The 25,467-nt window shown below is 43.3% G+C and carries 25 protein-coding genes; 14 read left to right on the top strand and 11 right to left on the bottom strand.

The features are described 5' to 3' along the window. The first annotated feature begins 21 nt into the window (after window positions 1–21). The 4 genes from HQM15_01285 to HQM15_01270 are packed head-to-tail and all read left to right on the top strand — an operon-like array spanning window position 22 to window position 7,194. On the top strand, window positions 22–2,577 hold the full coding sequence (locus tag HQM15_01285; protein MBF0491399.1) for a DEAD/DEAH box helicase family protein: 2,556 nt from the start codon (window positions 22–24) through the stop codon (window positions 2,575–2,577). Between the two features lie 9 nt (window positions 2,578–2,586). After that, the gene (locus HQM15_01280) at window positions 2,587–5,028 is read left to right on the top strand and encodes an N-6 DNA methylase (GenBank protein MBF0491398.1); all 2,442 of its coding nucleotides are present in this window, start codon (window positions 2,587–2,589) and stop codon (window positions 5,026–5,028) included. A 43-nt stretch (window positions 5,029–5,071) separates the two neighbouring features. After that, on the top strand, window positions 5,072–5,989 hold the full coding sequence (locus HQM15_01275) for a protein kinase (GenBank protein ID MBF0491397.1): 918 nt from the start codon (window positions 5,072–5,074) through the stop codon (window positions 5,987–5,989). Then, window positions 5,986–7,194, top strand: a complete 1,209-nt coding sequence (locus tag HQM15_01270; protein ID MBF0491396.1) for a hypothetical protein — start codon at window positions 5,986–5,988, stop codon at window positions 7,192–7,194. Before HQM15_01275 ends, HQM15_01270 begins: the two co-directional genes overlap by 4 nt. On the opposite strand, the gene HQM15_01265 is transcribed toward HQM15_01270, so the two are convergent. Continuing rightward, window positions 7,135–7,704 carry a hypothetical protein gene (locus HQM15_01265; protein ID MBF0491395.1) on the bottom strand — a complete coding sequence of 190 codons (570 nt, stop codon included), beginning with the start codon at window positions 7,702–7,704 and terminating at the stop codon, window positions 7,135–7,137. The genes HQM15_01270 and HQM15_01265 overlap by 60 nt on opposite strands. A gap of 93 nt (window positions 7,705–7,797) precedes the next feature. Between HQM15_01265 and guaB the strand changes: the two genes are divergently transcribed. Both guaB and guaA read left to right on the top strand, forming a co-directional pair. Continuing rightward, on the top strand, window positions 7,798–9,267 hold the full coding sequence (guaB, locus tag HQM15_01260) for an IMP dehydrogenase (GenBank protein ID MBF0491394.1): 1,470 nt from the start codon (window positions 7,798–7,800) through the stop codon (window positions 9,265–9,267). Next, window positions 9,267–10,805, top strand: a complete 1,539-nt coding sequence (gene guaA, locus HQM15_01255) for a glutamine-hydrolyzing GMP synthase (protein MBF0491393.1) — start codon at window positions 9,267–9,269, stop codon at window positions 10,803–10,805. Before guaB ends, guaA begins: the two co-directional genes overlap by 1 nt. Window positions 10,806–10,962: 157 nt before the next feature. Here the strand turns inward: guaA and HQM15_01250 are convergent, their stop codons facing one another. From HQM15_01250 to HQM15_01205, 10 genes are all read right to left on the bottom strand, one after another. Next, window positions 10,963–12,480, bottom strand: a complete 1,518-nt coding sequence (locus HQM15_01250) for a hypothetical protein (protein ID MBF0491392.1) — start codon at window positions 12,478–12,480, stop codon at window positions 10,963–10,965. A gap of 12 nt (window positions 12,481–12,492) precedes the next feature. Further along, window positions 12,493–13,059 carry an outer membrane beta-barrel protein gene (locus HQM15_01245; GenBank protein ID MBF0491391.1) on the bottom strand — a complete coding sequence of 189 codons (567 nt, stop codon included), beginning with the start codon at window positions 13,057–13,059 and terminating at the stop codon, window positions 12,493–12,495. Window positions 13,060–13,109: 50 nt separating this feature from the next. Beyond that, complete coding sequence (locus HQM15_01240; protein MBF0491390.1) at window positions 13,110–13,748, bottom strand: phosphoribosylglycinamide formyltransferase; 639 nt, start codon at window positions 13,746–13,748, stop codon at window positions 13,110–13,112. Window position 13,749: 1 nt separating this feature from the next. Beyond that, the gene (purM, locus tag HQM15_01235) at window positions 13,750–14,796 is read right to left on the bottom strand and encodes a phosphoribosylformylglycinamidine cyclo-ligase (GenBank protein ID MBF0491389.1); all 1,047 of its coding nucleotides are present in this window, start codon (window positions 14,794–14,796) and stop codon (window positions 13,750–13,752) included. A gap of 53 nt (window positions 14,797–14,849) precedes the next feature. Further along, window positions 14,850–15,461, bottom strand: coding sequence for a DUF421 domain-containing protein (locus HQM15_01230; protein ID MBF0491388.1), 612 nt, complete (start codon window positions 15,459–15,461; stop codon window positions 14,850–14,852). Then, window positions 15,461–16,657 (bottom strand): amidohydrolase family protein, encoded by a 1,197-nt coding sequence (locus HQM15_01225; GenBank protein ID MBF0491387.1) that lies wholly within the window; start codon window positions 16,655–16,657, stop codon window positions 15,461–15,463. The genes HQM15_01230 and HQM15_01225 overlap by 1 nt, the downstream gene beginning before the upstream one ends. 13 nt (window positions 16,658–16,670) lie before the next feature. Next, window positions 16,671–17,228, bottom strand: a complete 558-nt coding sequence (locus HQM15_01220; protein ID MBF0491386.1) for a hypothetical protein — start codon at window positions 17,226–17,228, stop codon at window positions 16,671–16,673. 84 nt (window positions 17,229–17,312) lie between these two features. Then, the gene (locus tag HQM15_01215) at window positions 17,313–17,921 is read right to left on the bottom strand and encodes a hypothetical protein (GenBank protein MBF0491385.1); all 609 of its coding nucleotides are present in this window, start codon (window positions 17,919–17,921) and stop codon (window positions 17,313–17,315) included. Window positions 17,922–17,931: 10 nt separating this feature from the next. Next, entirely contained in the window at window positions 17,932–18,999 is a 1,068-nt protein-coding gene (gene mqnC / locus HQM15_01210) for a dehypoxanthine futalosine cyclase (protein ID MBF0491384.1), read from the bottom strand. Continuing rightward, window positions 18,974–19,735: a menaquinone biosynthesis protein gene (locus HQM15_01205; GenBank protein MBF0491383.1), complete on the bottom strand. Its 762-nt coding sequence runs from the start codon at window positions 19,733–19,735 to the stop codon at window positions 18,974–18,976. The genes mqnC and HQM15_01205 overlap by 26 nt, the downstream gene beginning before the upstream one ends. 135 nt (window positions 19,736–19,870) lie before the next feature. Here HQM15_01205 and HQM15_01200 point away from each other — a divergent pair, with 135 nt between their 5' ends. The 8 genes from HQM15_01200 (at window position 19,871) to HQM15_01165 (ending at window position 25,432) form a co-directional block, all read left to right on the top strand. Continuing rightward, entirely contained in the window at window positions 19,871–20,149 is a 279-nt protein-coding gene (locus HQM15_01200; GenBank protein ID MBF0491382.1) for a DUF3467 domain-containing protein, read from the top strand. A 9-nt stretch (window positions 20,150–20,158) separates the two neighbouring features. After that, complete coding sequence (gene rodA / locus HQM15_01195; protein MBF0491381.1) at window positions 20,159–21,289, top strand: rod shape-determining protein RodA; 1,131 nt, start codon at window positions 20,159–20,161, stop codon at window positions 21,287–21,289. 10 nt (window positions 21,290–21,299) lie between these two features. Then, window positions 21,300–21,752 (top strand): DUF4442 domain-containing protein, encoded by a 453-nt coding sequence (locus HQM15_01190; protein ID MBF0491380.1) that lies wholly within the window; start codon window positions 21,300–21,302, stop codon window positions 21,750–21,752. Between the two features lie 119 nt (window positions 21,753–21,871). Beyond that, window positions 21,872–23,518, top strand: a complete 1,647-nt coding sequence (locus HQM15_01185) for a 30S ribosomal protein S1 (protein ID MBF0491379.1) — start codon at window positions 21,872–21,874, stop codon at window positions 23,516–23,518. Between the two features lie 79 nt (window positions 23,519–23,597). Further along, window positions 23,598–24,500: a signal peptide peptidase SppA gene (gene sppA / locus HQM15_01180; GenBank protein ID MBF0491378.1), complete on the top strand. Its 903-nt coding sequence runs from the start codon at window positions 23,598–23,600 to the stop codon at window positions 24,498–24,500. 1 nt (window position 24,501) lies between these two features. Further along, the gene (locus HQM15_01175; GenBank protein ID MBF0491377.1) at window positions 24,502–24,786 is read left to right on the top strand and encodes an integration host factor subunit beta; all 285 of its coding nucleotides are present in this window, start codon (window positions 24,502–24,504) and stop codon (window positions 24,784–24,786) included. 57 nt (window positions 24,787–24,843) lie between these two features. After that, a complete protein-coding gene (locus HQM15_01170) occupies window positions 24,844–25,239 on the top strand; it encodes a LapA family protein (protein ID MBF0491376.1) in 396 nt (131 codons plus the stop codon). Then, complete coding sequence (locus HQM15_01165; GenBank protein MBF0491375.1) at window positions 25,232–25,432, top strand: hypothetical protein; 201 nt, start codon at window positions 25,232–25,234, stop codon at window positions 25,430–25,432. Before HQM15_01170 ends, HQM15_01165 begins: the two co-directional genes overlap by 8 nt. The last annotated feature ends 35 nt before the right edge of the window (window positions 25,433–25,467 follow it).

The following is a 25,467-nucleotide window of genomic DNA, read 5'->3' as shown; positions in this document are numbered from 1 at the left end:
GGTGAAAACACACAATCAAAAATGGATAACCACATGAAAGAAGCAACTGCTCGCATCAAAATCAATAAGCTGCTTGAAGTAGCTGGCTGGCGCTTCTTTGCCGAAGGTAAAAACCCAGCAAATATTCAACTTGAACCTAGCGTCACAATCAAGACACAGGAACTAGATGCCCTCGGCGAAAACTTTGAAAAATCATCTAAGGGGTTTATTGATTTTCTTCTGCTCAATGAAAAAGGCTTTCCCTTTATCGTCTTAGAAGCAAAGGCTGAAGATAAAAATCCACTCGTAGGTAAGGAACAAGCCCGCAAATATGCGCGTTCCCAGAACTGCCGTTTTATCATTCTTTCCAATGGCAATTTACATTACTTCTGGGATCTTGAACGTGGCAACCCTGCCCTCATCACAAGCTTTCCAACACCCGCGTCCGTAATGGGTTATCAGAGAATCATTCCTGATCCAACTCGCCTTGTCGAAGAGAATGTTAATGACGACTACATTGTCCTCACACAGCGCCCAAACTATTTAACGGATGCTGCTTGGAAGAATGAGGATGAACGTTCAAGCTTCATCGAGGCAAACGGTCTACGTTTCCTTCGTCCCTATCAAAAGAAAGCCATTCACACTCTTCAAGCTGCAGTCAAAGAGGGCAAAGACCGCTTTCTCTTTGAAATGGCAACGGGTACGGGAAAGACGCTCACCTCAGCTGCCATTATCAAACTTTTTCTGCGCACGGGTAATGCACGACGTGTGTTATTTCTTGTAGATCGCTTGGAACTTGAAGACCAAGCGGAGAAGGCATTCAAAAAAGTTTTGGCAAATGACTATAAAACAATTATTTACAAAGAAAACCGCGAAGAATGGCGTCGTGCTGAAATTATTGTCACAACTGTTCAGTCGTTACTCTTCAATAATAAATACCGACAACTTTTTTCACCGACAGATTTTGATTTAGTGATTTCCGATGAAGCACATCGCTCTATTGGCGGTAATGCTCGCTCTGTCTTCGATTATTTTATCGGTTATAAACTAGGGCTCACTGCGACCCCGCGCGATTATCTAAAGAAGTTTGAAAAAGAAAAGCCTACAACAAAAGATCCGCGAGAGTTCGAGAAGAGAATGTTGCTCGACACCTATCGAACCTTCGGATGTGAAGACGGTCAGCCTACATTTCGTTATTCTCTTTTAGATGGTGTTAAAGATAAGTTTCTTATTAACCCTACTGTTGTAGATGCCCGTAGTGAAATCAGTACACAGCTTCTATCGGAAAAAGGGTTTATCGTCGAATTCAAAGATGACCAAGGTGAAGACCAAACAGAAACTTTCAAGCAACGCCAATTTGAAAAACGCTTTTTTTCTGAAAAGACCAATCTGCTTTTTTGTAAAACCTTTCTTGAAAATGCCTATCGTGATCCCGTAAGCGGTGAGATCGGTAAATCTATTGTTTTTGCTGTGAGTCAAAAACATGCTGCAAAACTTGCTCAGATATTTAATCTCATGGCCGACAAAATGTTTCCGGGAAAGTATCAATCCGATTTTGCCATTCAGGTAACTTCTCAAATTCCAGAAGCACAGCAATTTACCATTAACTTTACCAACAATAATCTTCTCGGAACAGCGAACTTCATCCCTACTTATAAAACGAGCAAAGCCCGTATTTGCGTGACTGTAGGGATGATGACCACAGGTTACGATTGCCCGGACATTCTCAATATTGGACTTTTTCGTCCCATTTTTTCCCCCACAGATTTTATTCAGATTAAAGGCCGAGGTACGCGAAAGCACAATTTTCTTGAACAGCTCTTTGATAACACTCTCAAAGCCTGCGTGAAAGAACCGCACAAAACCGCCTACAAGCTCTTTGATTTTTTTGCTAACTGTGAATATTTTGAAGAAAAATACAACTACGACCAAGTAATTAAACTTCCTAAACCACAAGAGCAAAGAGGTGAAGATGAAGTTCGTGATGGCGGTGGAGGGCAAGTTGTTAAAGAAGGAAATTACGAGCATCTTGGAGAAGATATTCTCTCTACTATTAAAGAAGAAGCCATCGGCGCGGAGGGAATGAAAGTTGACCGTATGTTTTACGAAAGATTCGAGGAAACTGTTCGCGAAAATACCGTTATCGCCGCCGCTGTCGAAGCGGGTCAGTGGGATAGGGTTATCGATTATGTGAATAAAGAAGTTTTCGATAAACCTAACGAATTCTACACTCTCGATAAATTACGCAAAGCCGCAGCTGTAGATCGTCGCCTAACGTTGCGAGAAATTCTTGAGAAAATTTTTGGATTAATTCCCCGCTTTAAATCGAAAGATGAATTACTCGAAGAAGAGTTTGCCAAATTTGTTGCAGATTACAAACCCGAACAAGCCGAGGCAATACCCGCCATGAAAAATTACTTCAAAGCTTACATTACGAGTAATCAAATACGCCACATTATTGAGACCAAGCACTATACCGATCTCGCTACAAATCCGATCTTCTCCACTCGTGATCTGAAAGCAGTGCCAGAGCAATATCGCACACTCATCCCCAATTACATTAAAGACTACGTGTCTTTGAACCAATTTGCTGCATAAAGGAAAACCATGCTCGATACCGACACCAAACGCCGAATCGATACCGCCCGTGACATTCTCGTCGGCAAAGTTCCTGATCCTAAATCTCAAGTTGAACAAATTACTATCGCACTCATTTATAAATTTATGGATGACATGGATGCAGAAGCGGAGGAATTAGGTGGAAAGCGAAAATTCTTTACAGGCAATTTCGCACGCTATGGCTGGGCAAAGCTGATGAGCGCTGGTATTGGCGGCTATGAACTGATTGGCCTTTACGGTGAAGGTATCAGCACCATGCCTCAGAATGCGGGAATTCCTCCACTGTTTCGCGACATTTTCAAAAATGCTTATTTGCCTTATCGTGATCCCGAAACCCTCAAAAGTTTTCTCAAAATTATCGACGAGTTTAGCTACGACCACAGTGAGAGTTTAGGTGATGCGTTTGAATATCTACTTTCTGTTCTCGGCTCACAAGGTGATGCAGGCCAATTCCGCACCCCACGACACATTATTGATTTCATCGTCGAAGTAATAAACCCCAAAAAAGGCGAAATGATTCTTGATCCAGCTTGCGGTACTGCAGGCTTCCTCATCTCCGCTTATAAACATATTTTGCGTAGCAATAGCGACGATAAAAATTCCAGCACTTTAACACCCGATGAAAAAGGGCAGCTCTCGAAAAACTTTAAGGGCTACGATATTTCACCCGACATGGTACGCCTTTCGCTGGTGAACCTTTACTTACACGGCTTTACTGATCCTCACATTTTTGAATATGACACACTCACTTCTGAAGATCGATGGAACGAATTTGCTGATGTCATTCTCGCCAATCCACCTTTCATGTCACCCAAAGGCGGCATCAAGCCACATAAACGATTTTCAATTCAGGCTAAACGCAGCGAAGTGTTGTTTGTCGATTATATCGCTGAACATCTTACTCCCACTGGACGTGCGGGTATCATTGTTCCTGAAGGAATTATTTTTCAAAGTCAGGGTGCTTATAAAGAGCTGCGAAAAATGCTGGTAGAAAATTCACTCGTCGCAGTGATCTCACTCCCAGCGGGTTGTTTTAATCCTTACTCTGGAGTGAAAACTTCTATTCTTATTCTCGACAAATCTCTCGCGCGGCAAAGTGATAGTATCGCCTTTTTCAAAGTGGAAAATGATGGCTTTGGATTAGGTGCTCAGCGTCGTTCTTTTGATAAGAATGATCTTCCGCAGGTAAAAGTTGAACTTGAGGCTTATCTGCAAGCTCTTCACAATCGGCAAGATATCAGTAAGCTTCAGCTGGGTTGTGGTTTGATTGTGGCGAAAGAAAAGATTGCTGCGAGTGGGGATTATAATCTGAGTGGGGAAAGGTATCGGGAAAAACGAGCAGCAGATTTAATTCATCCATTCGTGGCGCTTGGTGATTTATGTGAAATTTATCAACCAAAAACCATTACTCAACAGGATATGAAGGAGGATGGTGCTTATCTTGTTTACGGAGCGAATGGTGTCATTGGAAGGTATGATAAATTCAATCATGAGTTTCCAGAAGTAATCGTAACTTGTCGCGGAGCAACCTGCGGAACTCTAAACTATTCGAAAGCAAAATCATGGATTACAGGCAACGCAATGGTCTTTGCTCCAAAAATTGAATCGATTCTCAAAGAGTACCTTTTCCAAATCCTAAAATATTCTGACCTATCTTCGACGATCTCTGGTTCTGCGCAGCCTCAAATCACAAGGCAGAGCATTGCTCCATACAAAATTCCCTTACCGCTGCTGGAGGTGCAGAAAGAGATTGTGGCAGAGATCGAGGGCTATCAGAAAGTGATTGATGGTGCTCGTGCTGTGCTTGATAACTATCGTCCGCATATACCTATTCATCCTGATTGGCCGATGGTGTCGTTTGATGAAATTGTGTTCTTCCAAGAAGGGCCTGGTATTCGCAATTGGCAGTTCACATCAAGCGGTATCAAGCTGCTAAACGTAAAAAATATCGTTGGGGACAGAGTCATTCTAGATAATTCCGACAAGCATGTTTCAGAGGAGGAGTTCACAGCAAAATATAGTCACTTCTTAGTTGAGGACGGTGACATTATCTTGGCTAGTTCGGGAGCAACCTACGGAAAAAATGCGATTTTCAAAAACCATGGATTCCCGGTCATGGTGAATACGAGCAATATTCGTCTTCATCCCAAGGATGCTACACGTATTCTTCAAGGCTACATCAAGGTCTTTCTCGACAGCCCACTCTTTAAGATACAAATAGACAGGCTAATTACGGGCGCGGCACAGCCAAATTTTGGGCCATCACACTTGAAGCAAATTAAAATCCCCCTCCCACCCCTCGCCACGCAGCAAACAATTGTCGCCGAGATCGAAGCCGAGCAAAGACTAGTGAATGCTAACAACGAGTTGATAGAGCGCTTTGAGAAAAAAATACAAATCACACTTGCACGAGTGTGGGGTGAACCATGATCACAAAATGTATTAGAAAACTTATTTTATAGAAGGGATGTGTATGGCAATTGAATTACCCAACAAAGAACTGATCAAACAAAAGTTTTCCCAAATATCTGATCTGGAGCACATTGCCACTGGTGGATTCAAAGTTGTTTATAAGGCTAAAGTTTCCGGTATTATTGAAGCCGTAAAACTTGTACAAATTCCAATGCTAGAAAATTCAGAAGAAGCTGATGGAATTCGCAAAGAATTTATTGGTAGAATTGAGCGTGAGGTTTTAGCGCTAGGTAAATGCAAGGTAAACGAACTTGTCAAACTTGGATCAATAACACACCAACTCACCCATTTGGGTGCTCAGGAATATTTCGTTTATTCAGAAGAATTCATTCAAGGTCAAAACCTTTTTGATTCGATCAGAGAATCACTCAAATCTAATGGGCCTAAACCGAGCGAGTTAGAATTAAAGCAATTGTTTGTGGCTTTACTGAGGGCAATTAAAAATCTTTGGGAACATGATTATATTCATCGTGACATCAAACCGTGTAACATCATCAAAACCGGAGATAAAAAAAGACCCTTTGTTCTCCTCGATCTTGGAATTGCGTTTTCCACTACCGATACAGCTTTGACCTTTAACGCACAAAATCGATTACCCCCAGCAACATACAGATATCTTGCGCCTGAAATGATGGATCCAAATTTTCGTCAGAACATCGATTACAGAAGTGATCTCTATAATGCAGCTTTGAGTATTTATGAATATGCCTGTTTCAAGCATCCACTGGCACAATCGCAAGATGATTTGGTAAATACAATTTCAAGGGCCATTCGTCAAAAACCGGTTCCGCTCAGGGATGAACGCCCAGATTTAACAGAGGCTCTTTGCCAGATAATTGACCAGATGCTTAAAAAGAAACCGGCACTCAGACCAAGTAATATTCAGGTGATGATTAAAAAATTGGAGGGTTCACTATGAAACTTTTCGCACAACACGGCTCACAAGAGGGTGAAAAAATTAACGAAGGAATTTCACAAAAATTAATCGATGGTGTGATATACAGCCCGCGCGATGTTTCTTTTGAAAAGCTCGAAAAAAAAATTCAAGATATTTCCAAAAGCTCACCCAGCATTGAGCTTTATTTTGATCCGCAATTTTATGCTTCCTTTCTAATAAAACAGGATGGTGCAAAGCTTGGGTACCTTGAAGATGACTATACAGAATATTTTCAACACACACGACGCAGCCAGCTTGAAAGAGAAAGTGAAGTCGTAAATATAATTTCTTTGGCTCTTCAATTCCAAAAAAAACTTAATCTGACTGCTTATATTGCTCCGAATATTCTCATTCATCGATCGTTCGATTCCATCGAAGCTAGCATCTCAAAAGATTTTATCCGACAAGCCGCTGAAGTCCATCATACAAAGATTAAAGATAACAAACCGTTGTATGTTACGTTGGCTGTTTCTCGTGAAGCGCTAACTGATAAAAATGATTTCTTTGAATTTCTCAATGAAGTGACCATGCTAGAAACCCCTCCCAGTGGGTTTTATCTTTTGGTAGCAGCTCGCAGTAATGAAGCCCGCTCCGACATTTATAACCCTGATGTTATTGCGGCTTGGATGATGCTCAATCATACCTTGAAACTGAATGGCTTTGAGGTAATCAATGGATATTCTGATATTTTGACTCCATTTTTAGGAATAGCTGGAGGCAGTGCAGGTGCCACGGGATGGTGGTCGAATTTAAGGAATTTTTCGATCGATCGATTTAATCCTTTAAATAGTGGTGGTCGCTTACCCATTCAACGCTACTTGAGTATTAATCTTTTAAACCGTATTACGCATTTTGAACTCAGTGCTTTGAAAGGAAAAGTTCCAAGCATTATTAATGGGCTAGAAACTGATAAAATTTATCAACAAGATGAGCCCGCTCGTAATCAAGAAGTATTGCAGTCTTGGCAGTCATTGAAAAAACTTAATGGCATGCTTGCTTCAGGCACACAGATTGAGGGGCTTAAAGCCATGAAACAACTCATCAACAAGGCTAAGGAAACTTACGATCAGATAAAAGCAGTGCCCTCTGCATTAGATACGAAATCAAATGATGAGCACCTCGAACCGTTAGAGGAAGCTTTGCGCTTGTTCCGCAAACATGCGGAAATTGATTTTCCGACCAATTAAATCAACAGCTTTGTTGCGTGCATTTTCACTTTTTGCGACTGAAGAATGGGAAGTGAAAAATTTAGTGATAGTTTTATCAGAGTCCAGACCCCATAAACCAATATCCAGATATTTGAAGAGAGCAAGATTGTTACATGCCGCTGTAGTTTTATTCATTGGTAAGACCACAACGACGTGGTCAGCAAAATAAGAGTATCGGTAAGCTTGATGCAGAGCCCGTTTCCAATCACCAAGCTTCATTTCAAAAGCCATGAGAGGGTGATTTTTAAAAAAATCAATTGGATTAATATCTTTGTTATTTTTAAAAGACGATAAACCAGAAAGGTTGAGCCAGATAAAGTCAGCAACACCAAAACCAGACACAGCAAATTGGCGGCCACCGACGCCTTTTTTGTTTTCTTGCAAAAATGCACGTTCAAATAAGCCAACAAAATTGGATTCGCCTCTTTTACGGTAGAGGTCTATTGGTAAATTTCTTCTTGGGTCTCTAGATTTGAACTTGAGTATCATCTTACGTATTAGCTTTATTGACTTTTTTAAAAAAGTCGAGCTTTTGATCTGACAGATCTTGACACCCACAAAGCTGCCCTATAAAAGCCCATCATGACAGCCCAACAAATACCAGAAGGTCTTACCTTTGATGACGTTTTAATTCTTCCAGGGCCCAGCAGTGTGTTGCCCAACCAAGTAAGTACGAAAACCCGGTTAACGCGTCAAATCGAACTCAACATCCCCATCATGTCTGCCGCCATGGACACCGTCACCGAAGCCAAGTCGGCAATTGTGATGGCCCAAAATGGCGGGATTGGCGTTATCCATAGAAATCTCTCCATCAGTGAGCAGGCGCTGGAAGTTCAAAAGGTGAAAAAAAGTGAGAGTGGAATGATTTTGGATCCTATCACTTTAGGCCCCAACGAAAGCATTCAAACCGCCATCGATTTGATGAATAGACATGGCATCTCCGGTTTTCCCATCATAGAGCAGAAGAAATTAGTAGGTATTTTGACCCACCGTGATTTGCGTTTTGAAAAAGATATGGGTCTGAGTGTGGCACAACTCATGACTCCCAAAGAGCGTTTGGTGACGGTTTCCGAAAAAGTGACCCTGGAAGAAGCCAAAGATTTATTACACAAACATCGGATTGAAAAATTACTGGTCATCAATAAAGCAGGAGAGCTGAAGGGCCTTATCACTATCAAGGACATTGAGAAGACGCTGAAAAATCCCAATGCCGTAAAAGATACGCGGGGCAGGCTTTTGGTGGCGGCTGCAGTAGGTTCCGGTCCCAAGGCTCTGGAGCGAGCTGAAGTATTAGTGAAGGCAGAAGTGGATCTGCTGGTGGTGGACACCGCGCACGGACATTCCCAATTGGTATTAGACACGGTCAAAGAAATTAAAAAACGATATCCAAAAATTCAGATTTTAGCGGGAAATATTGCCACCGCAGAGGCTGCACAGGATCTCATTGCCTCCGGCGCCGATGCCGTCAAAGTGGGGGTTGGCCCAGGTTCTATCTGTACCACTCGTATTGTGGCTGGGATAGGTGTTCCCCAGCTCACAGCAGTGCAGAATGTGGCGCGCATGGCCTCCAAACTGAAAATTCCTGTGATTGCAGACGGGGGAATCAAGTTTTCGGGTGATATTACCAAGGCACTGGCTGCAGGAGCGAATGTGGTGATGCTGGGGGGCCTACTGGCAGGCACCGAAGAATCGCCGGGCGATTTGGTACTGTATCAAGGGCGAAGTTACAAGGCCTACAGGGGCATGGGTTCGCTGTCTGCCATGAGAGACGGTTCTGCCGATCGCTATTTTCAGGATGTGAATGTTGGGCTATCCAAGTTTGTTCCGGAAGGCATCGAAGGCATGGTGCCGTCCAGAGGGCCTCTGGCGGACAATTTGTATCAACTCATCGGCGGATTAAAATCGGGGATGGGATACATCGGCGCGAAAAATATGGATGAGCTGCAAAAGAAAGCACGCTTCGTGCGCATCACTTCCTCGGGCCTCAGAGAATCGCATGTGCATGATGTGACGATTACGAAAGAGGCACCTAATTATCGTTTGGAAAAGTAATGAATAAAATCCTCATCCTCGATTTCGGTTCCCAATACACTCAACTCATCGCCCGCCGCATCCGTGAAAATGGGGTGTATAGCGAGATTCATCCTTTCAATATTTCTCTCGAAAAAATCAAAAATTTTAACGCAAAAGCCATTATCCTGTCTGGTGGACCTTCCAGCGTTTACGCTGCAGATGCCCCGCAAATGCCCGCGGGGTTTTTTGATTTAAAAATTCCCATGCTGGGGATTTGTTATGGCATGCAGTTGATGGGGAAAACTTTAGGTGGAAAAGTGGAAGCGGGTTTGACACGAGAGTATGGTCGGGCCCGGATTGAGATTTTGAAAGAGGGCCTGTTGTTTTCAGATAGGGTAGATGAGGGGAGGATGAAAGTTTGGATGAGCCACGGAGATCATGTTACTCAAGTGCCAGCGGGTTTCGAGATTCTTGCCAAATCCGACAATGGTCTTGTTGCTGCTATGGGATCTGTCGCTTCTCAACACTATGCGGTTCAGTTTCATCCCGAAGTAACGCATACGGAACGGGGAGAACAAATCCTCAAAAATTTTCTGTTTAAAATTGCCGGCTGCAAGCCCGACTGGAATCTGGAAGATTTTGCGCAAGGTGAAATCGAACGCATTCGCAAACAAGTAGGGTCGGCTAAAGTGATTTGTGCGACCTCAGGTGGCGTCGATTCTACGGTAGCGGCGCATCTTGTGCATAAAGCGATTGGCGACCAGCTCACCTGTATTTTTATCAACAACGGCGTGCTTCGAAAGAATGAAGGTGAAAAAGTTCAAAAACTTTTTAGAGAGCATCTGCACATCCCTCTGCAATACATTGATGCTTCTGAGAGATTCCTAAAAGTGTTAAGTGGCGTAGAAGACCCTGAGACAAAGCGTAAGCGGATTGGAAACGAATTCATCTACATTTTTGAAGAGGAAGCCAAGAAAGTTCGGGGTTCACAGTTTTTGGTTCAGGGGACTTTATATCCCGATGTGATAGAGAGCGTTTCCTTCAAAGGCCCGTCTGCCGTGATCAAATCTCATCACAACGTCGGTGGCTTGCCGGATAAAATGGGACTCCAATTGATAGAACCTTTGCGAGAGCTTTTTAAAGACGAAGTGCGCGTCATGGGCCGAAAAATGGGTATCCCCGAAGAGCTCATCAGCCGCCAGCCCTTTCCAGGGCCAGGTTTGGCCATTCGTATTTTAGGGGATGTTACATTCGAGCGTTTGGAAATTTTGCGCAACGCCGATGAAATTGTAGTGTCCGAAATTCGTGCGGCAGGCTGGTATACCCAGGTGTGGCAATCGTTTGCCGTCCTTTTGCCCATTAAAACCGTAGGAGTAATGGGGGATGAACGTACTTACGAAAACGTGATCGCCTTGCGTTGCGTGAGCAGCAGCGATGGCATGACCGCCGATTGGGTAGACTTGCCCACAGATTTGCTCTCGAGAATTTCAAATCGAATCATCAATGAAGTGAAGGGCGTGAATCGTGTGGTCTACGATATTTCGTCGAAACCTCCGGCTACGATTGAGTGGGAATAAATATTAGACTTCTTGCATAAATCAGCGAACGACCCAAGTGCAAGGCGCGGAGGGTCTAAAATACCGGAGTTTGCTACTGCAAATGAGGATTTTTTGGATACCGCAACGCCGCAATTGGGTTGTGCAGCGATTTATGCAAGAAGTCTAATCTGCTTTATCAGGCAATCCTCCTCTGCTTTAATCCCTTTTTCTTGCGCAATTCAAATTCGGTCCAGACATAATCGGTGGTCTTCAAACCCAATAAAAATGCGCCTTCAAAGCCTAGGCAGGCGAGGATTTCTGAGCCGCAAAGAATGAGCCCCCGGATGAAACTTCGATTGGGGAAAGGGAAGAGATGTTGAAAACGATGGGCCTTCACTTCATAGACCGGATTTTGCAAGGCATTGGATTTAAACACCACAAAATCCGGGTCTTCGAGGGGGAAGAGCAAATCGTTGGATTCAATCTTTTCATCCGACTTGGGAAAGCGGAGATGAATACGGCCCTGGCTAAAGGGCATCAAATCCTGAAGCTGTTCCGTGATGCGCTGATGCAGATTGCCAAACCACTCTTCATTTTGTGTGTGGTCGCCAACCGGCAATAAATAGGTAACGAGCAGGGTCTTGTAAGGAGAAGGGCTTTCCGCCTCTTTGGGATAATAAAAATGCAGGTGCAAAAAGTTTTCAGCCAGCAATTCTTTGTCAGGATCTTGCACCAGCAGCACATTGCCTTTCATGCCCACGGGAATGATATCCGGATCGACATCATACTGGATGCTGAAACGATAATATTGGGGTTTTACTTTCTGAATTTTTCGAATGAGCCATTTGGAAAGAAAATTTTTGGGTAACCAGGGTTCAATTTGCGCGGAAGGTTCGTTCCATAAAAGATATTTACAGGCAATCAGCCCTTCGAATCCACCCAGTTTTACGCCCTTTGCGCGTTGCTTTTCGATGAGGATGTTCTCAATCTTCACATCATTTTTTACTTTTCCAGAATAGGCTTCGATCTTGTTCAAAAATATTTTTTTCAACTGCCCGATGCCACCCTTCACATCAAAAAGCACCGTGTTTTGATTAGCGAGTAGTTTCGCCAACAAATAAGAAAAGGGTTTTTCTACGTGTAAATTGGAAAGGGTTTTGATTTGAGCTTGTAGAAAACAGGCAATCTCCTGGTTGAGATTCAGGCTTTGCATCCAATCTTCGATGGTTAAATCGAGGTGATTTGCCTTGATGTACTTATAAAGTTTGTAATGTTGAAAGGGACCACGCGGTAAGAGAAGCGATTGAAGTTTTTCGTCATCCAGCGAAATATCCAATTCATCCAAACTTGAATAAAAAGAACGAATGGCATCGGCTTGATGAACAAATTCCCGCTTCAATTCGTGATAAAAGGCGTCGCGCTGAACAGTGACATCAATTCGATGCTTGGGCATCACCACCTGAAAAGGCGTGTCGTAGCGGTTGACGATGCCAAGTTCGGAATCAGAAATGGAAAGTCTTCCTAAAATAGTTTTGAAAAGCCGACTGTCCAAATGGGAAATCAGATTCGGCTGGATGTTTTTTTTCTGAACTCCTACATCCTGATCTGTATTTAAAACAGTCACGGACAGGCCTCGTTTTGCGAGGAAGGCTCCCGCAATAAGACCAGGGAGTTCACAGCCTACAATTAAAATGTCACAAAATTTTTCTGCCAAGAGAACCTCTATTTATTTAAAATGCCAACTCACATGCCCCAAAGCCGAGATGAAGATGAGGGCCGAAGATTCCGAATCACTACGAATCAAACCAAAGGTTTTAAATTCGCCGGAGAGACCCAAAGAAAAAGAATCACTGAGATAATAATCTGCACCTATTCCTACCGTTGCAGTAAGCCCCGCTCCGGCGGAGTTGTCGCCTTTGCTGCCACCCGTCAGTACTCCCAAGCCAATCCCCGCCAAGGCATAAGGATCAAATCTTTTTTCATCCCCAAAAAAATGAAATTTCAAGAGCACATCCGGCAAGTTCAAAAACAACATCCCGTTATTGCCTTTAGAAAGCCCTTCGCCGTCATGCTCAAATACCGCCAGGCGTGTGCTGAGGGCCCAGCGCTGGTTGAAACGCCAATCGAGGGCAATGCCTCCTCCTGCCCCCATATCTAAATCTGGAAAGGTGTTTGTTAAACTGAATGCCCCGCCACCATAGGCGGAGAAGGCATAGCCGTGGCGGGCTTGGACATTTTGAGAAAAAATTAATAAAGTTAAAAACAAAAGGAGTAGTGATAATATGTTCTTCATGTGTTTTTTTGTAGGGGCGATCCCTCCGTGGTCGCCCGTAATTTGGCCTTTCATTTTGGCTCAAAGTACGGCTGAGTGCGGGCGGGCACAGAGGCACCGCCCCTACAGGATTCCGAATTCTTTATTACTAAATTTTGCAGTACTCTCGGATAAAGCTCATGCTCCGCTGCATGAATTTTTTTTGTTAAACTTTCCAGATTATCTTCAGCTTCTACTAACACTGGAGTTTGTCCCAAAATCGGGCCTGTATCGCAACCTTCGTCCACTAAATGCACCGTGCAGCCCGTCACCTTCACTCCATAATTCCAGGCCTGTTCAATCGCATTCAAACCCGGAAAAGTGGGGAGTAGGGAAGGGTGGATGTTGACTATTCGAGAAGGAAATTCATTCAAAAAATCTGCGCTTAAAATTTTCATGAAGCCGGCGAGTACCACCCAATCGACTTCTGCTTTTTTGAGAAAACTGATGAGTGCCTTTTCAAATAAAGTTTTATTTTCAAAATTCTTTTTTTCTATAATCGCAAAAGGAATTCCTGCTTTTTGGGCGCGCTCTAGTGCATAGGCTTTTGGATTATCGGATACAACAAGCCGCAGCTCCGCTTGCAGCAAGCCTGAACCGATGGCATCCAGGATTGCTTGAAGATTGCTGCCATTTCCTGAAACTAATACTCCGAGTTTGAGTCGAGACATTTTACCCCACAAAAGAGACCGCTCCTTCTCCCGCGTTACGTTCTGCGATTTCCCCAATAATCCAGGCCTGTTCTCCCAAGCCCGCCAGGCGGCTTACCGCCTCCTCAGCCTGGTTTGCCTCTACCACCAGAATCATTCCAATTCCGCAGTTGAAGACGCGCAACATTTCTTCTTCACTGATATTCCCCCAGGCCTGAAGCTTTTTAAACAGCAGCGGCCTTTCCCAGGATTTTAAATTAAAAATGCCTTTGCACTGTTTGGGAAAGATGCGGGGAGGATTTTCAAGCAGGCCCCCTCCCGTGATATGCGCCAAACCCAACACGTTGAATTGTCTTTTGAGCGCAAGGATGGAATTGACATAAATGCGAGTGGGTTCCAGGAGCGCTGCCCCCAGGCTTTGTTTCAAATCGTTATCGTGTTGTTCAAGATTAACCTGGGCCTCCTGAATCAGTTTTCTCACCAGGGAAAAACCATTGGAATGTACTCCACTGGAAGCCAAGCCAATAATTTTATTACCGATAGAAATACTGGAGCCATCGATCATTTCTCCGCGGTTCACGATGCCTACGGCAAAGCCCGCAAGATCAAAATCTTTCGTTTGATACAAACCCGGCATTTCAGCCGTTTCACCGCCGATGAGGGTGCAGTTGATATTTTTCAGACACTCCGTGATGCCCTCGATGACTTCGACAGCGATATCAATATCCAATTTACCGGTGGCAAAATAATCCAGAAAGAAAAGGGGTTCGGCCCCAACACAAAGTAAATCGTTCACACACATTCCCACCAAATCTTGACCCAGACCCTTGTAGCGCCCCAACTCCAAGGCAAGCTTCAGTTTGGTGCCTACGCCATCGGTGGTGGAAACCAAAACAGGATCTTTATATTTCAGGATATTGATGGAAAACAGCCCCGCATAACCTCCCAGACTGGAGATCACTTCGGTGCGCTGCGTTTTTTGAATTAAGGGTTTGATACGCTGGACAAACTGGTTGCCTGCATCAATGTCGACGCCTGCGTCTTTGTAGGTAATAGAGTGAGCCAAAATGGAATCCTTTTTTTAAAAAAATACCAGAGACAACAGACGCTCGATTAGCGGGCTCACCTTTTTTTGTCAATCAACTCAACAGAATCTTTGGGAACAAGTCGGTTTTTTAAATTATTAATTTCATTTTTTAAATCTTGAAGCTGAAGCATTAATTCCTGATGCCGGATTTCATCCGGATTAGGCTGTTTTCCGATAAAAGAAATAGAACCCCCTGATTCTAACACCCCTCTTTCAATCTGGCTTAAGGATCCAAAGCCCTGTTTATGGGCTGCGGCTTCCAGTTCGGCCAGAGTAATGAGTTCCTCTTTAAGGGTAGAATAGATAACTTTTCCGTCTTCAATCAGTAAACTGGGAGAACCTTCTACAAAACGATCGATTTTATCATGGCTGTAAAGAAAACGAATCACGATGTAGTTGATGCCCAATAAAGTGGCTGCACCAATTAATCCGCCGCTCACCGAATTGTCATTGCCGATAATGGCATTTTGTACCGTATTGGAAAGGGTGAGCAGTACCACCAAATCGAAAGGGTTGAGCTGCGCCAACTCGCGTTTTCCGGCAAGTCGCAGTGCGACAATGAGGAAGGCATAAACCAAAACAGCGCGCAGAATTTTTTCCAAAATAGGGAGGTCGAGGCTCATCATGTCGTGCCAAAGTTGAGTCATCATGTGTCCTCCAATATAAAATCCACTTGTTTCTTTTCCAAAACATTCTCCGCCAGATCTTCCAGAATACCAGAAAAATTTGAAAATTTAAAACCAATGATATCGGCTTTTTTTCCTAGCTCCAAACTTCCAATTTCTCTTTCCATTTTTAGGGCTCGGGCTCCATTCAGGGTCAGCATTCTCAACCATTCGCTGGCCGGAATTTCCGGATAATTTTTTCGGGCCAGACGCACTTGATCGAGCATCGAAAGAGAATCCCCTGAGCTGAGAGAATCCGTTCCCAAGGCGATATTGAGTCCGGCTTGTCTTAACTTTTCCAGTTCGAAACGCTGATGTCCAAAATAGGCATGGGAGCTGGGACAATGGACGACGCTCATCTTATGTTTTTGAAGCAGTTGAATATCTTCGTCATCCACGTAGTTGCAATGAATCGCAAGGATTTTATCTGAGAGCAATTTTTTTTTGTTTAAATATTGAATACTGGACATGGTGAGGTTCTCGAACCATGACTTTGGATTTTTCTCCCGAATAAACTCAAACAACTTTCCAGATCCCCTTTTAAAATATTCTTCCTCCTCTTTACTTTCTGCCAGATGAATGGAGAAAAGAGGGCGTGAAGATTTCAATAACTTTTCCAAAAGAGGTGGATGCAGGGCGTGCACCGAATGAGGGGAAAGGTGAATGTGAGGGACTTCACTTTTTTCACCCAGTTCATAAATCTGTTCTGCCAATTCTGGATTTACTCCCAGACTTTCCAAAAAAATCTGATAACGAAGTGGGCTTTTTTTCAGCAGACTCCAATCGGTCCCCACACTGACATGATCCGCAACAGTCGTGGTACCGGTCTGTAACAGCCAGGCCAGGCCTCTTTGAAAACCCATTTGAATCTGCTCTACACTCAAGTCTGATTTTGCGCGGATTAACTTTGTAATCCAGGCGCTGAAACTTCCTGGATATTGAAGGCCCTGCAGCGCTGTCAGTTCCAGATGGCAATGCGCGTTGACAAAACCAGGCAACAACACAGTATCTGGGAGTTCTATTTGAATAGCGGTTTTACTTTGAGGATGTTTCCAGACCTCTTCAAATCTACCGATTGAGACGAGGATATCGTCCTCGATAAGCAAGGCAGCCTCTTGGATTGGGTCAGCAGAAATAGGAAGCAGATAGGGAACGCGGATTAGTTTAAAGGAAGACATAATTCGGAAAATATTATTCCGATAACTCGAGCAAGGCAATTCCTATTGCGCAAGAGGCTACTACAGCAAATGTTGCGGATCGAAGAGGAATATGGCCAAATAAACCTAGAACCAGGCTGGATGTTCCAAACAAACAAGTAAAGCCTGTAAGAACAAAAACCGCCTTTTTAGTTGCACTTACAGTTTGTGGAGGAGGGGTTTGCCTTGCTAATTCCAATCTTTCGCTTACTTGTTCGACCTGCGACCAAAATGTGGTACTGGCTGGAGCCAATTCAAGTGGAGAAGGACAAATATCTCTAAATAAATTAGGTCCAGAATTTCTCTCTTGATCACTCAAATAATGGTCGTGATTGCTGTCGAAGAAGAGCAGCTCGGTAACTCCCAGACTTCTTGGCAAAGGAAATTCAGGATTCAAGTTTTCCCAAGTACTTCTTTCGTTAAGGATTCGACCCCGCAAAGTCTGACAAAACTTGCTGCTTTGCGGCAATATCCCCAAGTTGCCGAGTTTTCTTTCAAAGGGGTCTGCTGGATCAAAAAACAAATGCGCCAGTTGTTCAAAATTAATCTCCATAGCGGGGGCTTTATCGATTTGAGGAGAGAAAAGTTGCTAAGTTTTTTTTAAAAAAATGTTGGAGTGGCAATTTGTTTGTTTGATTCAAATCCTATTTTGTTCCAAAACCTGGATACGTTGTTCCAGAATTCTAACATGGTCGCGTAACTCTACATAAGTGGAGGCATGGAGTTCGGTGGCATAAATTTTGTTTTTTATTTCCTCAATTTCACGGCGGATAATTATCGTGTCATAATTTGTTTTTGCCGTATCATTTTGGATCCTATCCATTTTATGGTCCATTTCCTTCAATTGATGCTTGATGACTGTGTATTCGTGATCCATGGTATCCCATCTTTTTTCAATGGCATCAAAGCTTGAACTGGATTCTGATTTAAACTCCTGGAAATTCTGACTGAGATTACTCAAGTCATTTTTCATTTCTCTTGTTTCAATTTTAAGCAGATTTACCTCAGTCTTAAGAATGGATACGTCAGTCTTGAGAACGGATACGTCAGTCTTGAGAACGGATACGTCAGTCTTGAGAATGGATACGTCAGTCTTGAGAATGGATACGTCAGTCTTGAGAATGGATACGTCGGTCTTGAGAATCGATACGTCCTTCTCAAGACTGTCAAATCTGGGTTCAATTCTTTTTTGATAAAACTTTTCAAGTTGTTCAAGAGTGAGTGGTGTTTGTTTTTTTGTAGGCATATTGTTTTCCTCAATGCATTTGCAGGGTATTATAAAAAGTGTCTCTTTGTCGCGGAGTATAGCCCCACTCTTGAATCACACGATGGATCTCCGGTACATTGGTATGATTCGGTACTCCGGTGGATCGCACCACATTTTCTTCCAACAAGGTGGAACCCATGTCATTGCCCCCGAACTGCATGGCAATTTGAGCCATTTTGATGCCTTGGGTGAGCCAGGAAATCTGGATGTTTTGGAAGTTATCCATAAAGATTCGGCTAATGGCCAACGTTTTGAGATAGTCGTGACCACCCACTTGTTCGCCTCCCATGGGGGAATTGCCGGGTACGTAGGTCCAAGGGATAAAAGCAAAAAATCCTTGGGTCTTGTCTTGCAACTCGCGCACTTTAGCGAGGTGTTCCACGCGATCTTCTACAGTTTCTACGTGTCCAAACATCATGGTAGCAGAACCTCGAATTCCTAATTCATGACCTGTTTGCGCCACTTTGAGCCAATTCTCGGAGCTTACCTTTCCGGCAGAAATTTTTTTACGGATTCGATCGACCAGAATTTCTGCACCGCCTCCGGGCAAAGAGTGCAGGCCTGCCTCCTTAAAAAGACGCAGCGTTTCTTCGTAGGAAATTTTATTCAGGCGCGAGATATGATCAATTTCGGGAGGAGAAAAGGCGTGAATATGAATTTGTGGATACTTGCCACGAATGTGACTGAGCATGCGGGTGTAGTCTTCTATTTTCCACTGGGGATGGTGTCCTCCCTGCATCAGAATTTGAGTGCCACCGTAAGTCAAAAGATCTTCAATCTTCTCATCGATTTCATGCAGGGGATGCTCCCAGCTTCCTTCTTCGCCTTTGTCACGGCGAAAGGCGCAGAATTTACAACGTAACATGCAGACATTGCTGTAGTTGATATTGCGGTCGATCACATACCCAATGACGTTTTGATTTTTTTCTTTATTAAGGGTGTCAGCGAGTCGGCCCAGTTGCAGCAGATCCCCATCTTTAAAAAGCCTTACTGCCTCTTGAGGACTGATGCGTTGCTTGCTTTCAATTTTTTTATACAAAGCGGAAATGGAGCTCATGGGTATATCCTTGAATCGGTTTTAGGAGTTCAAAAAAACGAGTGATGCCTCTCAGTTCTTCTTCGCCCATAATATAATGAATGGAGCTTGTGAAGTAATGTCTTAAGCGTTCTCTTCCCAGTCCATTTTCAAAATCATTCAATAGTAAATCGATATATTTAAAACTTTTATTTAAGGCTTTTTGCAGCACTTGAGCGATAGTTGTCTCCAAATTTCGAGTACTCATCCAAGCTGCGAAAACGAAGGGAAGCTTTTGCCATTCGGTCCATTCCGCTCCCAGATCGTATTCATAGGAAGTTTGAGGAGGATCTATCATTGCCTTGTCACCGATGAGAAGGTAGGCTTCTATTAATTCCCTCTCCTCCAAACTTCCATAAAAACAAATCCCCTCCAAATCCCGCCCATATTTTTCCTTCAAAATTACTTTCAATAAATTTTGTGAAGTTCTGGATTCTACATCTAAATAAATATGTCTTACTTCCTGGATGGGCTTGCTGGAAAAAAGTTTTACACTTTCAACGGTGCCCCTACATCCAATGCAGAGACCCGGGACCAATTTTAACCGGGAATTTTCGAAATAATTCAAGATGGGGAGTAGGGCCAGGTCTGCTTTTTCTTGCATCAATATTTTCTCCAACTGGGCTGGCGGCTGATAAAATAATTCAAATTCTTTGGAATCCAAAGACGCAATGAGAGGTTTCGCATTCAGATAAGGGACGCAGGCAATTTTTAGCATGCATTTTACAAACATGGCGGACCTAGGCTGTCAATGGCATCGAGGTCTCTGTGAATAATTCATATTGACTGAAGCCCTGTGACTCCTGCAAGAAACGATTCCCATTATTCACAAAAAAATCAGGAGAAAATAAGCATGGAAAAGCAAGAGAACACCATTCAGATTAGTGCAAAAGATGAAGATTTGAAAGGAATCTACTCCAACAACGTGATGATTCAACACGGGCAAGGCGAGTTTGTCCTGGATTTTTTAAGCATCTTTCAACCCCGGGGAATATTGGCTTCGCGCATTATCTTATCGCCGGCCCATGCGAAAAGTTTTTTGAAGGCCTTGCAGCAAAATATTGGGCTTTATGAAAAAAAATTTGGAGCGATTCCCGAAGAGGAAATTGCACCACGAGGAATGGTGAATTAGACCAGTATTATGCAACAACTCCCCTTATTTTCATCTTCTTCCCGAAAAAAACTCTTTTTTCGTTTTCCCTGGGGAGTGTTTTTTATCATTCTTCTCTGGGTGTCTTTGGGGCTGATCAACTTATATAGTGCCACCTATCGTTTTGATCAGCCTGGGGCTTCACTTTTGTTTCGTTCCCAACTCCTTTGGATTTGTATCGGGCTGGGATTGCTCTTTTTTTTATTGTGGATGGATACCCATTTTTTCTTTGAATACTCTTATCTTTTATATGGATTTTCCATACTTTTATTGTTGCTTGTGTTTTTCTTTGGACGCAGCGTTGCGGGTCAGCAAAACTGGATTGTGATTGGTAAATTTTCCTTTCAACCCTCCGAATTGGCCAAGCTTGCTTTTATTTTGGCCTTGTCGCGTTTTTATTCCGAAAAGATTCCTCGCGAAGGGCTTTCTTTTAAAGTGCTGCTGCTGGCGCTGTTGCTTTTGATCTTGCCGACCAGTTTGATTCTTTTGCAGAAAGATTTGGGAGGTTCCTTGTTTTTCATTCTTCTCTTTTTTACCCTTACTTTTTTCACCCCCTTCAAAATTCGTTATGTGCTTCTTATATTTTGCGTGGGGGCCCTCGCTTGTTTTGCTTTGTATCAATGGGGCTTGAAGCCTTATCAGAAAGATCGAATAAAAATTTTCATGAATCCTGAAAAAGATCCACGAGGCAGTGGCTATCATTTGATGCAATCTAAGATTGCGGTGGGTTCCGGGGGTCTGATTGGCAAGGGATATTTAAAAGGCAACATGAACAAACTTAAATTTTTACCCGAAAGACATACCGATTTTATTTTTCCTGTCTTGGCCGAAGAATGGGGGTTTGCGGGGGCTGCCTTGAGCTTGGCCGTGATGCTTATTTTTTTGCTTTTAGGCATCGAGGCCGCCTATCAAACGAAAGATGCCTTTGGTTCTCTGGTGAGCCTGGGGATTGTAGGATTATTTTTTTGGCATCTGGTGATTAACTTGGGAGGGGTACTGGGTTTGCTTCCTCTTACTGGAGTTCCTCTTCCTTTTTTTTCTTATGGAGGATCCTCGGTACTCACCATGATGATGGCGGTGGGTTTGTTGATGAATATTCGGATGGGACGTTACATGTTTTAGAAAGTAGAAAATGCCTGAATCCCTAAAATCAAAATTATTCCGTTATCGCTTTAACTTCTGGCCCTGCTATTGGGGCACAGGGGCCAAAATTACTTACATTGCTTCTGATTTTCGAGAAATGCGAGTACGCTTGCCTTTGACCTGGAGAACCAAAAATTATGTAGGAACTCTCTATGGCGGCAGTATCTACGCCTCGGTGGATCCTCAGTATATGTTGATGTTGATTCAAATTTTGGGACCTGAATATATTATTTGGGATAAAAGTGCTCAGGTGGAATTTTTGAAGCCTGGGAAAAACTTTCTGGAAGCATGTCTGCTGATTAGCGAAGAAGAAATCCAAACCATTAAAAGGCTGCTCAAAACCGAGCGTTCTATTGATAGAAACTATCCCATCGATCTTATAGATAAAGAAGGGCGGCTTTGTGCTCGGGTGACTAAAACGATTTATATCCGCAAAAAATAAGGGCTTTAAAAATAAAGAGGCGAAAGAAAAACATTTTGACAATCTAAACAGATTAGGTCATAAGCCACCCTCCCTAAGCACGGGAAAAATAAACATATTAAGGAGGCTTCGTCGTTCGCATGAATGTTACAACCCAAGATTTCGAAAAACTTTTCGAAGAAAGCGTAAAACAAAAAGCACTCAATCCAGGCCAATTGGTAAAAGGTCGCGTCGTCAAGGTTTTAAGAGACTATGTTCTCTTGGACATTGGCTTCAAGTCCGAAGGGCAGATTCCTATAGAGGAATTTCGCAATCTGGATGGCGATATTACCGTGAAGGCCGAAGATGAAGTGGATGTTATTTTTGAAAGCGTAGAGGACGATAACGGTCTTGTTGTTATTTCCAAAGAAAAAGCAGATGCACTGGCTGCCTGGGATAAGCTTTCTCAAGCCGAGCAAGATGGTACCCCCATCGAAGGTTTGGTAGTGAACAAGATTAAAGGTGGAATGGTCGTGAATGTTGGCGGGGTAAAGGCCTTTCTTCCCGGATCTCAAATCGATTTAAAGCCCGTCAAAAGTCTCGATAAGCTCGTGGGTAAGAAATATCGTTTTAGAATTTTAAAACTCAATCGTGCCAAAGGAAATGTGGTTGTTTCTCGTCGCTCGGTGCTTGAACAAGAACGTGAATCCGCGAAACATGAACTGCTTGCCCATTTGCAAGAAGGACAGGTTGTAGAAGGAGTTGTAAAAAACATTACCGATTATGGTGCCTTTGTCGACTTGGGTGGCGTAGACGGACTCATTCATATTACTGATATGAGTTGGGGACGCATTGGTCATCCCTCCGAAATGTTCCAGGTAGGTCAAAAAATTAACGTTCTTATATTACGTTATGATGCGGCCTCCCAGAAAATTTCTCTGGGTTATAAACAACTTGTTTCAGATCCTTGGGAAGCAGTGAAAGATACCTATGTTCCCGGCACCCGCGTAAAAGGTAAGGTAGTCAACATTACTGATTATGGCGCGTTTATTGAGTTGGAAAGTGGCGTAGAGGGTTTGGTTCACATTTCCGAAATGAGCTGGACTAAAAAAGTGAAGCATCCTTCCAAAATTGTTAACCTGGGGGATGTGATTGATTCTGTAGTGCTGGATGTGGATGCTCCCAGCCGAAGAATCTCTTTGGGGATGAAGCAGATTGAACCTAATCCTTGGGAAGAGCTGGAAGGAAAGTATACCGCGGGGACTAAAATTAAAGGTGAAATTAAGAATATTACCGACTTTGGTATTTTTGTGGGAATCGATGACAGCATCGATGGCCTGGTGCATATCTCTGATATTTCCTGGACCACCAAGGTCAAGCATCCTTCTGATTTGTACAAAAAAGGGGATATGGTTGAGGCGGTGGTTTTAAATATTGACAAGGGCAACGAGAGAATTTCTCTGGGGATAAAACAACTGGAAGAAGATCCTTTTGCCAAGGCTTGTAATCAATATTCGGTGGGGACTGTTACTTCTGGAACCATAAAACAAATTGAAGGGAACTTACTCATTTTAGATTTGGGATCTGACGTGGAAGCCTCGGTGATGTTGAAGGATGCTGTGGCAGAAGGCGTGAAGGTGGGGGATAAATTTGAGGCTGAAGTTTCGGGTCATGACGAAAAAGAAAGACGCATTCTGCTTTCTTATAAGCAATACCTGAAAAATTCTCAAAAGAGAGATTTTGCAGATTTCAAGGCCAAGCAGGGAGAGTCTCGTGTGACTTTGGCGGACATGATGAAAAAGGAATAAAAGAATAGTGGATAATCCCCTCGATGAGACACGGGGGGATTTTTTTTTCTGAACCTTTCTACACCCCTTATCGGGAACGATGGAAAATAAACCCAGTCGAAAAATTTGGTGGATAGTCCTGGTGATCGTGTTGCTTTTTAGTTGCATGGGGGGTGCTCTGTTTTTTGGATTTGCCTTGCTGTTTTCTCCTTCTTCAAATTGGAAAGATTCGTGGGGAAATATTGCGGTGGTAGAGCTTAAGGGGGCTATTTTTGAATCGGAAAAGGTGAATGAGAAACTTGAAAAATATTTGAAATCTGAGCAGGTGAAGGCCATTGTGCTTCGCATTGATTCTCCGGGTGGGGCGGTGGGGCCTTCTCAAGAGATATACAACGAGGTAAAACGAGTTGCTCAAAAAAAGACGATTGTCGTTTCGATGGGCTCTGTAGCAGCTTCGGGCGGCTACTATGCTGCCGCTCCGGCACATAAAATTTTGGCAAATCCAGGAACCATCACCGGCAGCATTGGTGTATTGATGGAGCATGTCGAAGTGAATGATCTGCTCAAATGGGCGAAAGTCTCGGCTGAAATATTAAAAGCGGGTGAGATGAAAGATGCGGGATCTGCCCTCAGAACGATGAAGCCGGAGGAACGCGCCTATCTGCAAGATTTACTGTCTAATATGCATGCACAGTTTAAAAAGGCAGTGGCAGAAGGCAGGCATTTAGACATTGAAACCGTGAATAAATTGGCTGATGGACGGGTTTATACCGGCGAGCAGGCCTTACAATTGAAGTTGGTGGATCAACTAGGGGGCTTGGAAGATGCCATCGAAGTGGCGAGAGTTCTAGCCAAAATTCCAGGTGAGGCAAAAGTGATACGTCCAGACAAAGGGAGCCCACTCTTAAAAGCCTTGTTTGGAGAAGAAGATTCTGAAACCAAATTGTTGCAATGGATGGCTTCTATAAAAACTTATCGTGCACTTTATTTTTGGGGGAATTGATATGACAAAAAGTGATCTGGTCAATTCATTGGTTGAAAAAATCAAGCATCTTTCTCAGAAAGAAATCGATTTAATCGTAGATACTATTTTTAATAAAATGACCGAACATCTGAGTACTGGAAACCGAATTGAGATTCGCGGCTTTGGTACCTTTGAAGTGCGCACTCGCCATTCTCGCCAGGGAAGAAATCCTAAAACAGGGCAGTCGGTATTTGTGACCACTCGCCGGGTTCCTTTTTTTAAGGTAGGAAAGGAATTAAGGGAAAGAATTAACCAGAGTAAATAATCTTGAAATCCTCTGAAATCCCCTCTCCCTTGAGGGGAGAGGGTTAGGGAGAGGGTGATGCTACGATTTCTCAAAATTATTTTTCTAGCCTTGATCATTTTTGTTCTGGGGGATTTTTTGTATTACAACTCAAACTCCCAGGCCTTATCGTATAATATCCAATTTCGGCTTTTTATTCCTCCTCGTTATTTTCTTGAATCTTCGGCAATTCCTGTAGGCTTACTTTTGTTAAGTTCATTTTGTTTGGGGATGGTTTTTGCGGCTTTTAATGGAGCCATCAGTATCTTTTATCGTTCGCGGGAAATTAAGGCCAAGAACAGAACTATTCGGGAACTGGAAAAAGAAATCGAAGAGATGCGTACTTTATATTCGAGCATGCAGCACAAAAATCAAACGCCCGATTACGGGCGTTTGGGGACAAATTCGGATGTTGAGGTTGCTAAGATTGACTAGTAGCTACTCGGGAGCTACCAGTCGCACTTACAGTGCTAGCATTAACCGTCGCGCTTGCACCAGCACCCACATTAGTTACTTGCTGAGTGACATTGCGAGTGATGTCAGTGTGGTTATTATTTACAGCCCCTGGCCTTTCGTTTCCACCAGCACCGCCCAGTTTACCCAAGGATGCGGGTATGCTCTGAGCTAGTCCGGATAGTGCTTGCTCAGTGCCTTTAGCGGCTG

This window comes from Deltaproteobacteria bacterium, from assembly GCA_015233135.1.
Taxonomy (GTDB): Bacteria; UBA10199; UBA10199; order JADFYH01; family JADFYH01; genus JADFYH01.
Note: the sequence above shows the minus strand (reverse complement) of the source record. Positions and strands in the feature narration are given on the sequence as shown.

Excerpts from the sequence above, each read along its gene's own strand:
- HQM15_01285 (MBF0491399.1), top strand. The coding sequence starts at position 22 with ATGGATAACCACATGAAAGAAGCAACTGCTCGCATCAAAATCAATAAG.
- HQM15_01280 (MBF0491398.1), top strand. The coding sequence starts at position 2,587 with ATGCTCGATACCGACACCAAACGCCGAATCGATACCGCCCGTGACATT.
- HQM15_01275 (MBF0491397.1), top strand. The coding sequence starts at position 5,072 with ATGGCAATTGAATTACCCAACAAAGAACTGATCAAACAAAAGTTTTCC.
- HQM15_01270 (MBF0491396.1), top strand. The coding sequence starts at position 5,986 with ATGAAACTTTTCGCACAACACGGCTCACAAGAGGGTGAAAAAATTAAC.
- HQM15_01265 (MBF0491395.1), bottom strand. The coding sequence starts at position 7,704 with ATGATACTCAAGTTCAAATCTAGAGACCCAAGAAGAAATTTACCAATA.
- guaB (MBF0491394.1), top strand. The coding sequence starts at position 7,798 with ATGACAGCCCAACAAATACCAGAAGGTCTTACCTTTGATGACGTTTTA.
- guaA (MBF0491393.1), top strand. The coding sequence starts at position 9,267 with ATGAATAAAATCCTCATCCTCGATTTCGGTTCCCAATACACTCAACTC.
- HQM15_01245 (MBF0491391.1), bottom strand. The coding sequence starts at position 13,059 with ATGAAGAACATATTATCACTACTCCTTTTGTTTTTAACTTTATTAATT.
- HQM15_01240 (MBF0491390.1), bottom strand. The coding sequence starts at position 13,748 with ATGTCTCGACTCAAACTCGGAGTATTAGTTTCAGGAAATGGCAGCAAT.
- HQM15_01230 (MBF0491388.1), bottom strand. The coding sequence starts at position 15,461 with ATGACTCAACTTTGGCACGACATGATGAGCCTCGACCTCCCTATTTTG.
- HQM15_01225 (MBF0491387.1), bottom strand. The coding sequence starts at position 16,657 with ATGTCTTCCTTTAAACTAATCCGCGTTCCCTATCTGCTTCCTATTTCT.
- HQM15_01220 (MBF0491386.1), bottom strand. The coding sequence starts at position 17,228 with ATGGAGATTAATTTTGAACAACTGGCGCATTTGTTTTTTGATCCAGCA.
- HQM15_01215 (MBF0491385.1), bottom strand. The coding sequence starts at position 17,921 with ATGCCTACAAAAAAACAAACACCACTCACTCTTGAACAACTTGAAAAG.
- mqnC (MBF0491384.1), bottom strand. The coding sequence starts at position 18,999 with ATGAGCTCCATTTCCGCTTTGTATAAAAAAATTGAAAGCAAGCAACGC.
- HQM15_01205 (MBF0491383.1), bottom strand. The coding sequence starts at position 19,735 with ATGCTAAAAATTGCCTGCGTCCCTTATCTGAATGCGAAACCTCTCATT.
- HQM15_01200 (MBF0491382.1), top strand. The coding sequence starts at position 19,871 with ATGGAAAAGCAAGAGAACACCATTCAGATTAGTGCAAAAGATGAAGAT.
- rodA (MBF0491381.1), top strand. The coding sequence starts at position 20,159 with ATGCAACAACTCCCCTTATTTTCATCTTCTTCCCGAAAAAAACTCTTT.
- HQM15_01190 (MBF0491380.1), top strand. The coding sequence starts at position 21,300 with ATGCCTGAATCCCTAAAATCAAAATTATTCCGTTATCGCTTTAACTTC.
- HQM15_01185 (MBF0491379.1), top strand. The coding sequence starts at position 21,872 with ATGAATGTTACAACCCAAGATTTCGAAAAACTTTTCGAAGAAAGCGTA.
- sppA (MBF0491378.1), top strand. The coding sequence starts at position 23,598 with ATGGAAAATAAACCCAGTCGAAAAATTTGGTGGATAGTCCTGGTGATC.
- HQM15_01175 (MBF0491377.1), top strand. The coding sequence starts at position 24,502 with ATGACAAAAAGTGATCTGGTCAATTCATTGGTTGAAAAAATCAAGCAT.
- HQM15_01170 (MBF0491376.1), top strand. The coding sequence starts at position 24,844 with ATGCTACGATTTCTCAAAATTATTTTTCTAGCCTTGATCATTTTTGTT.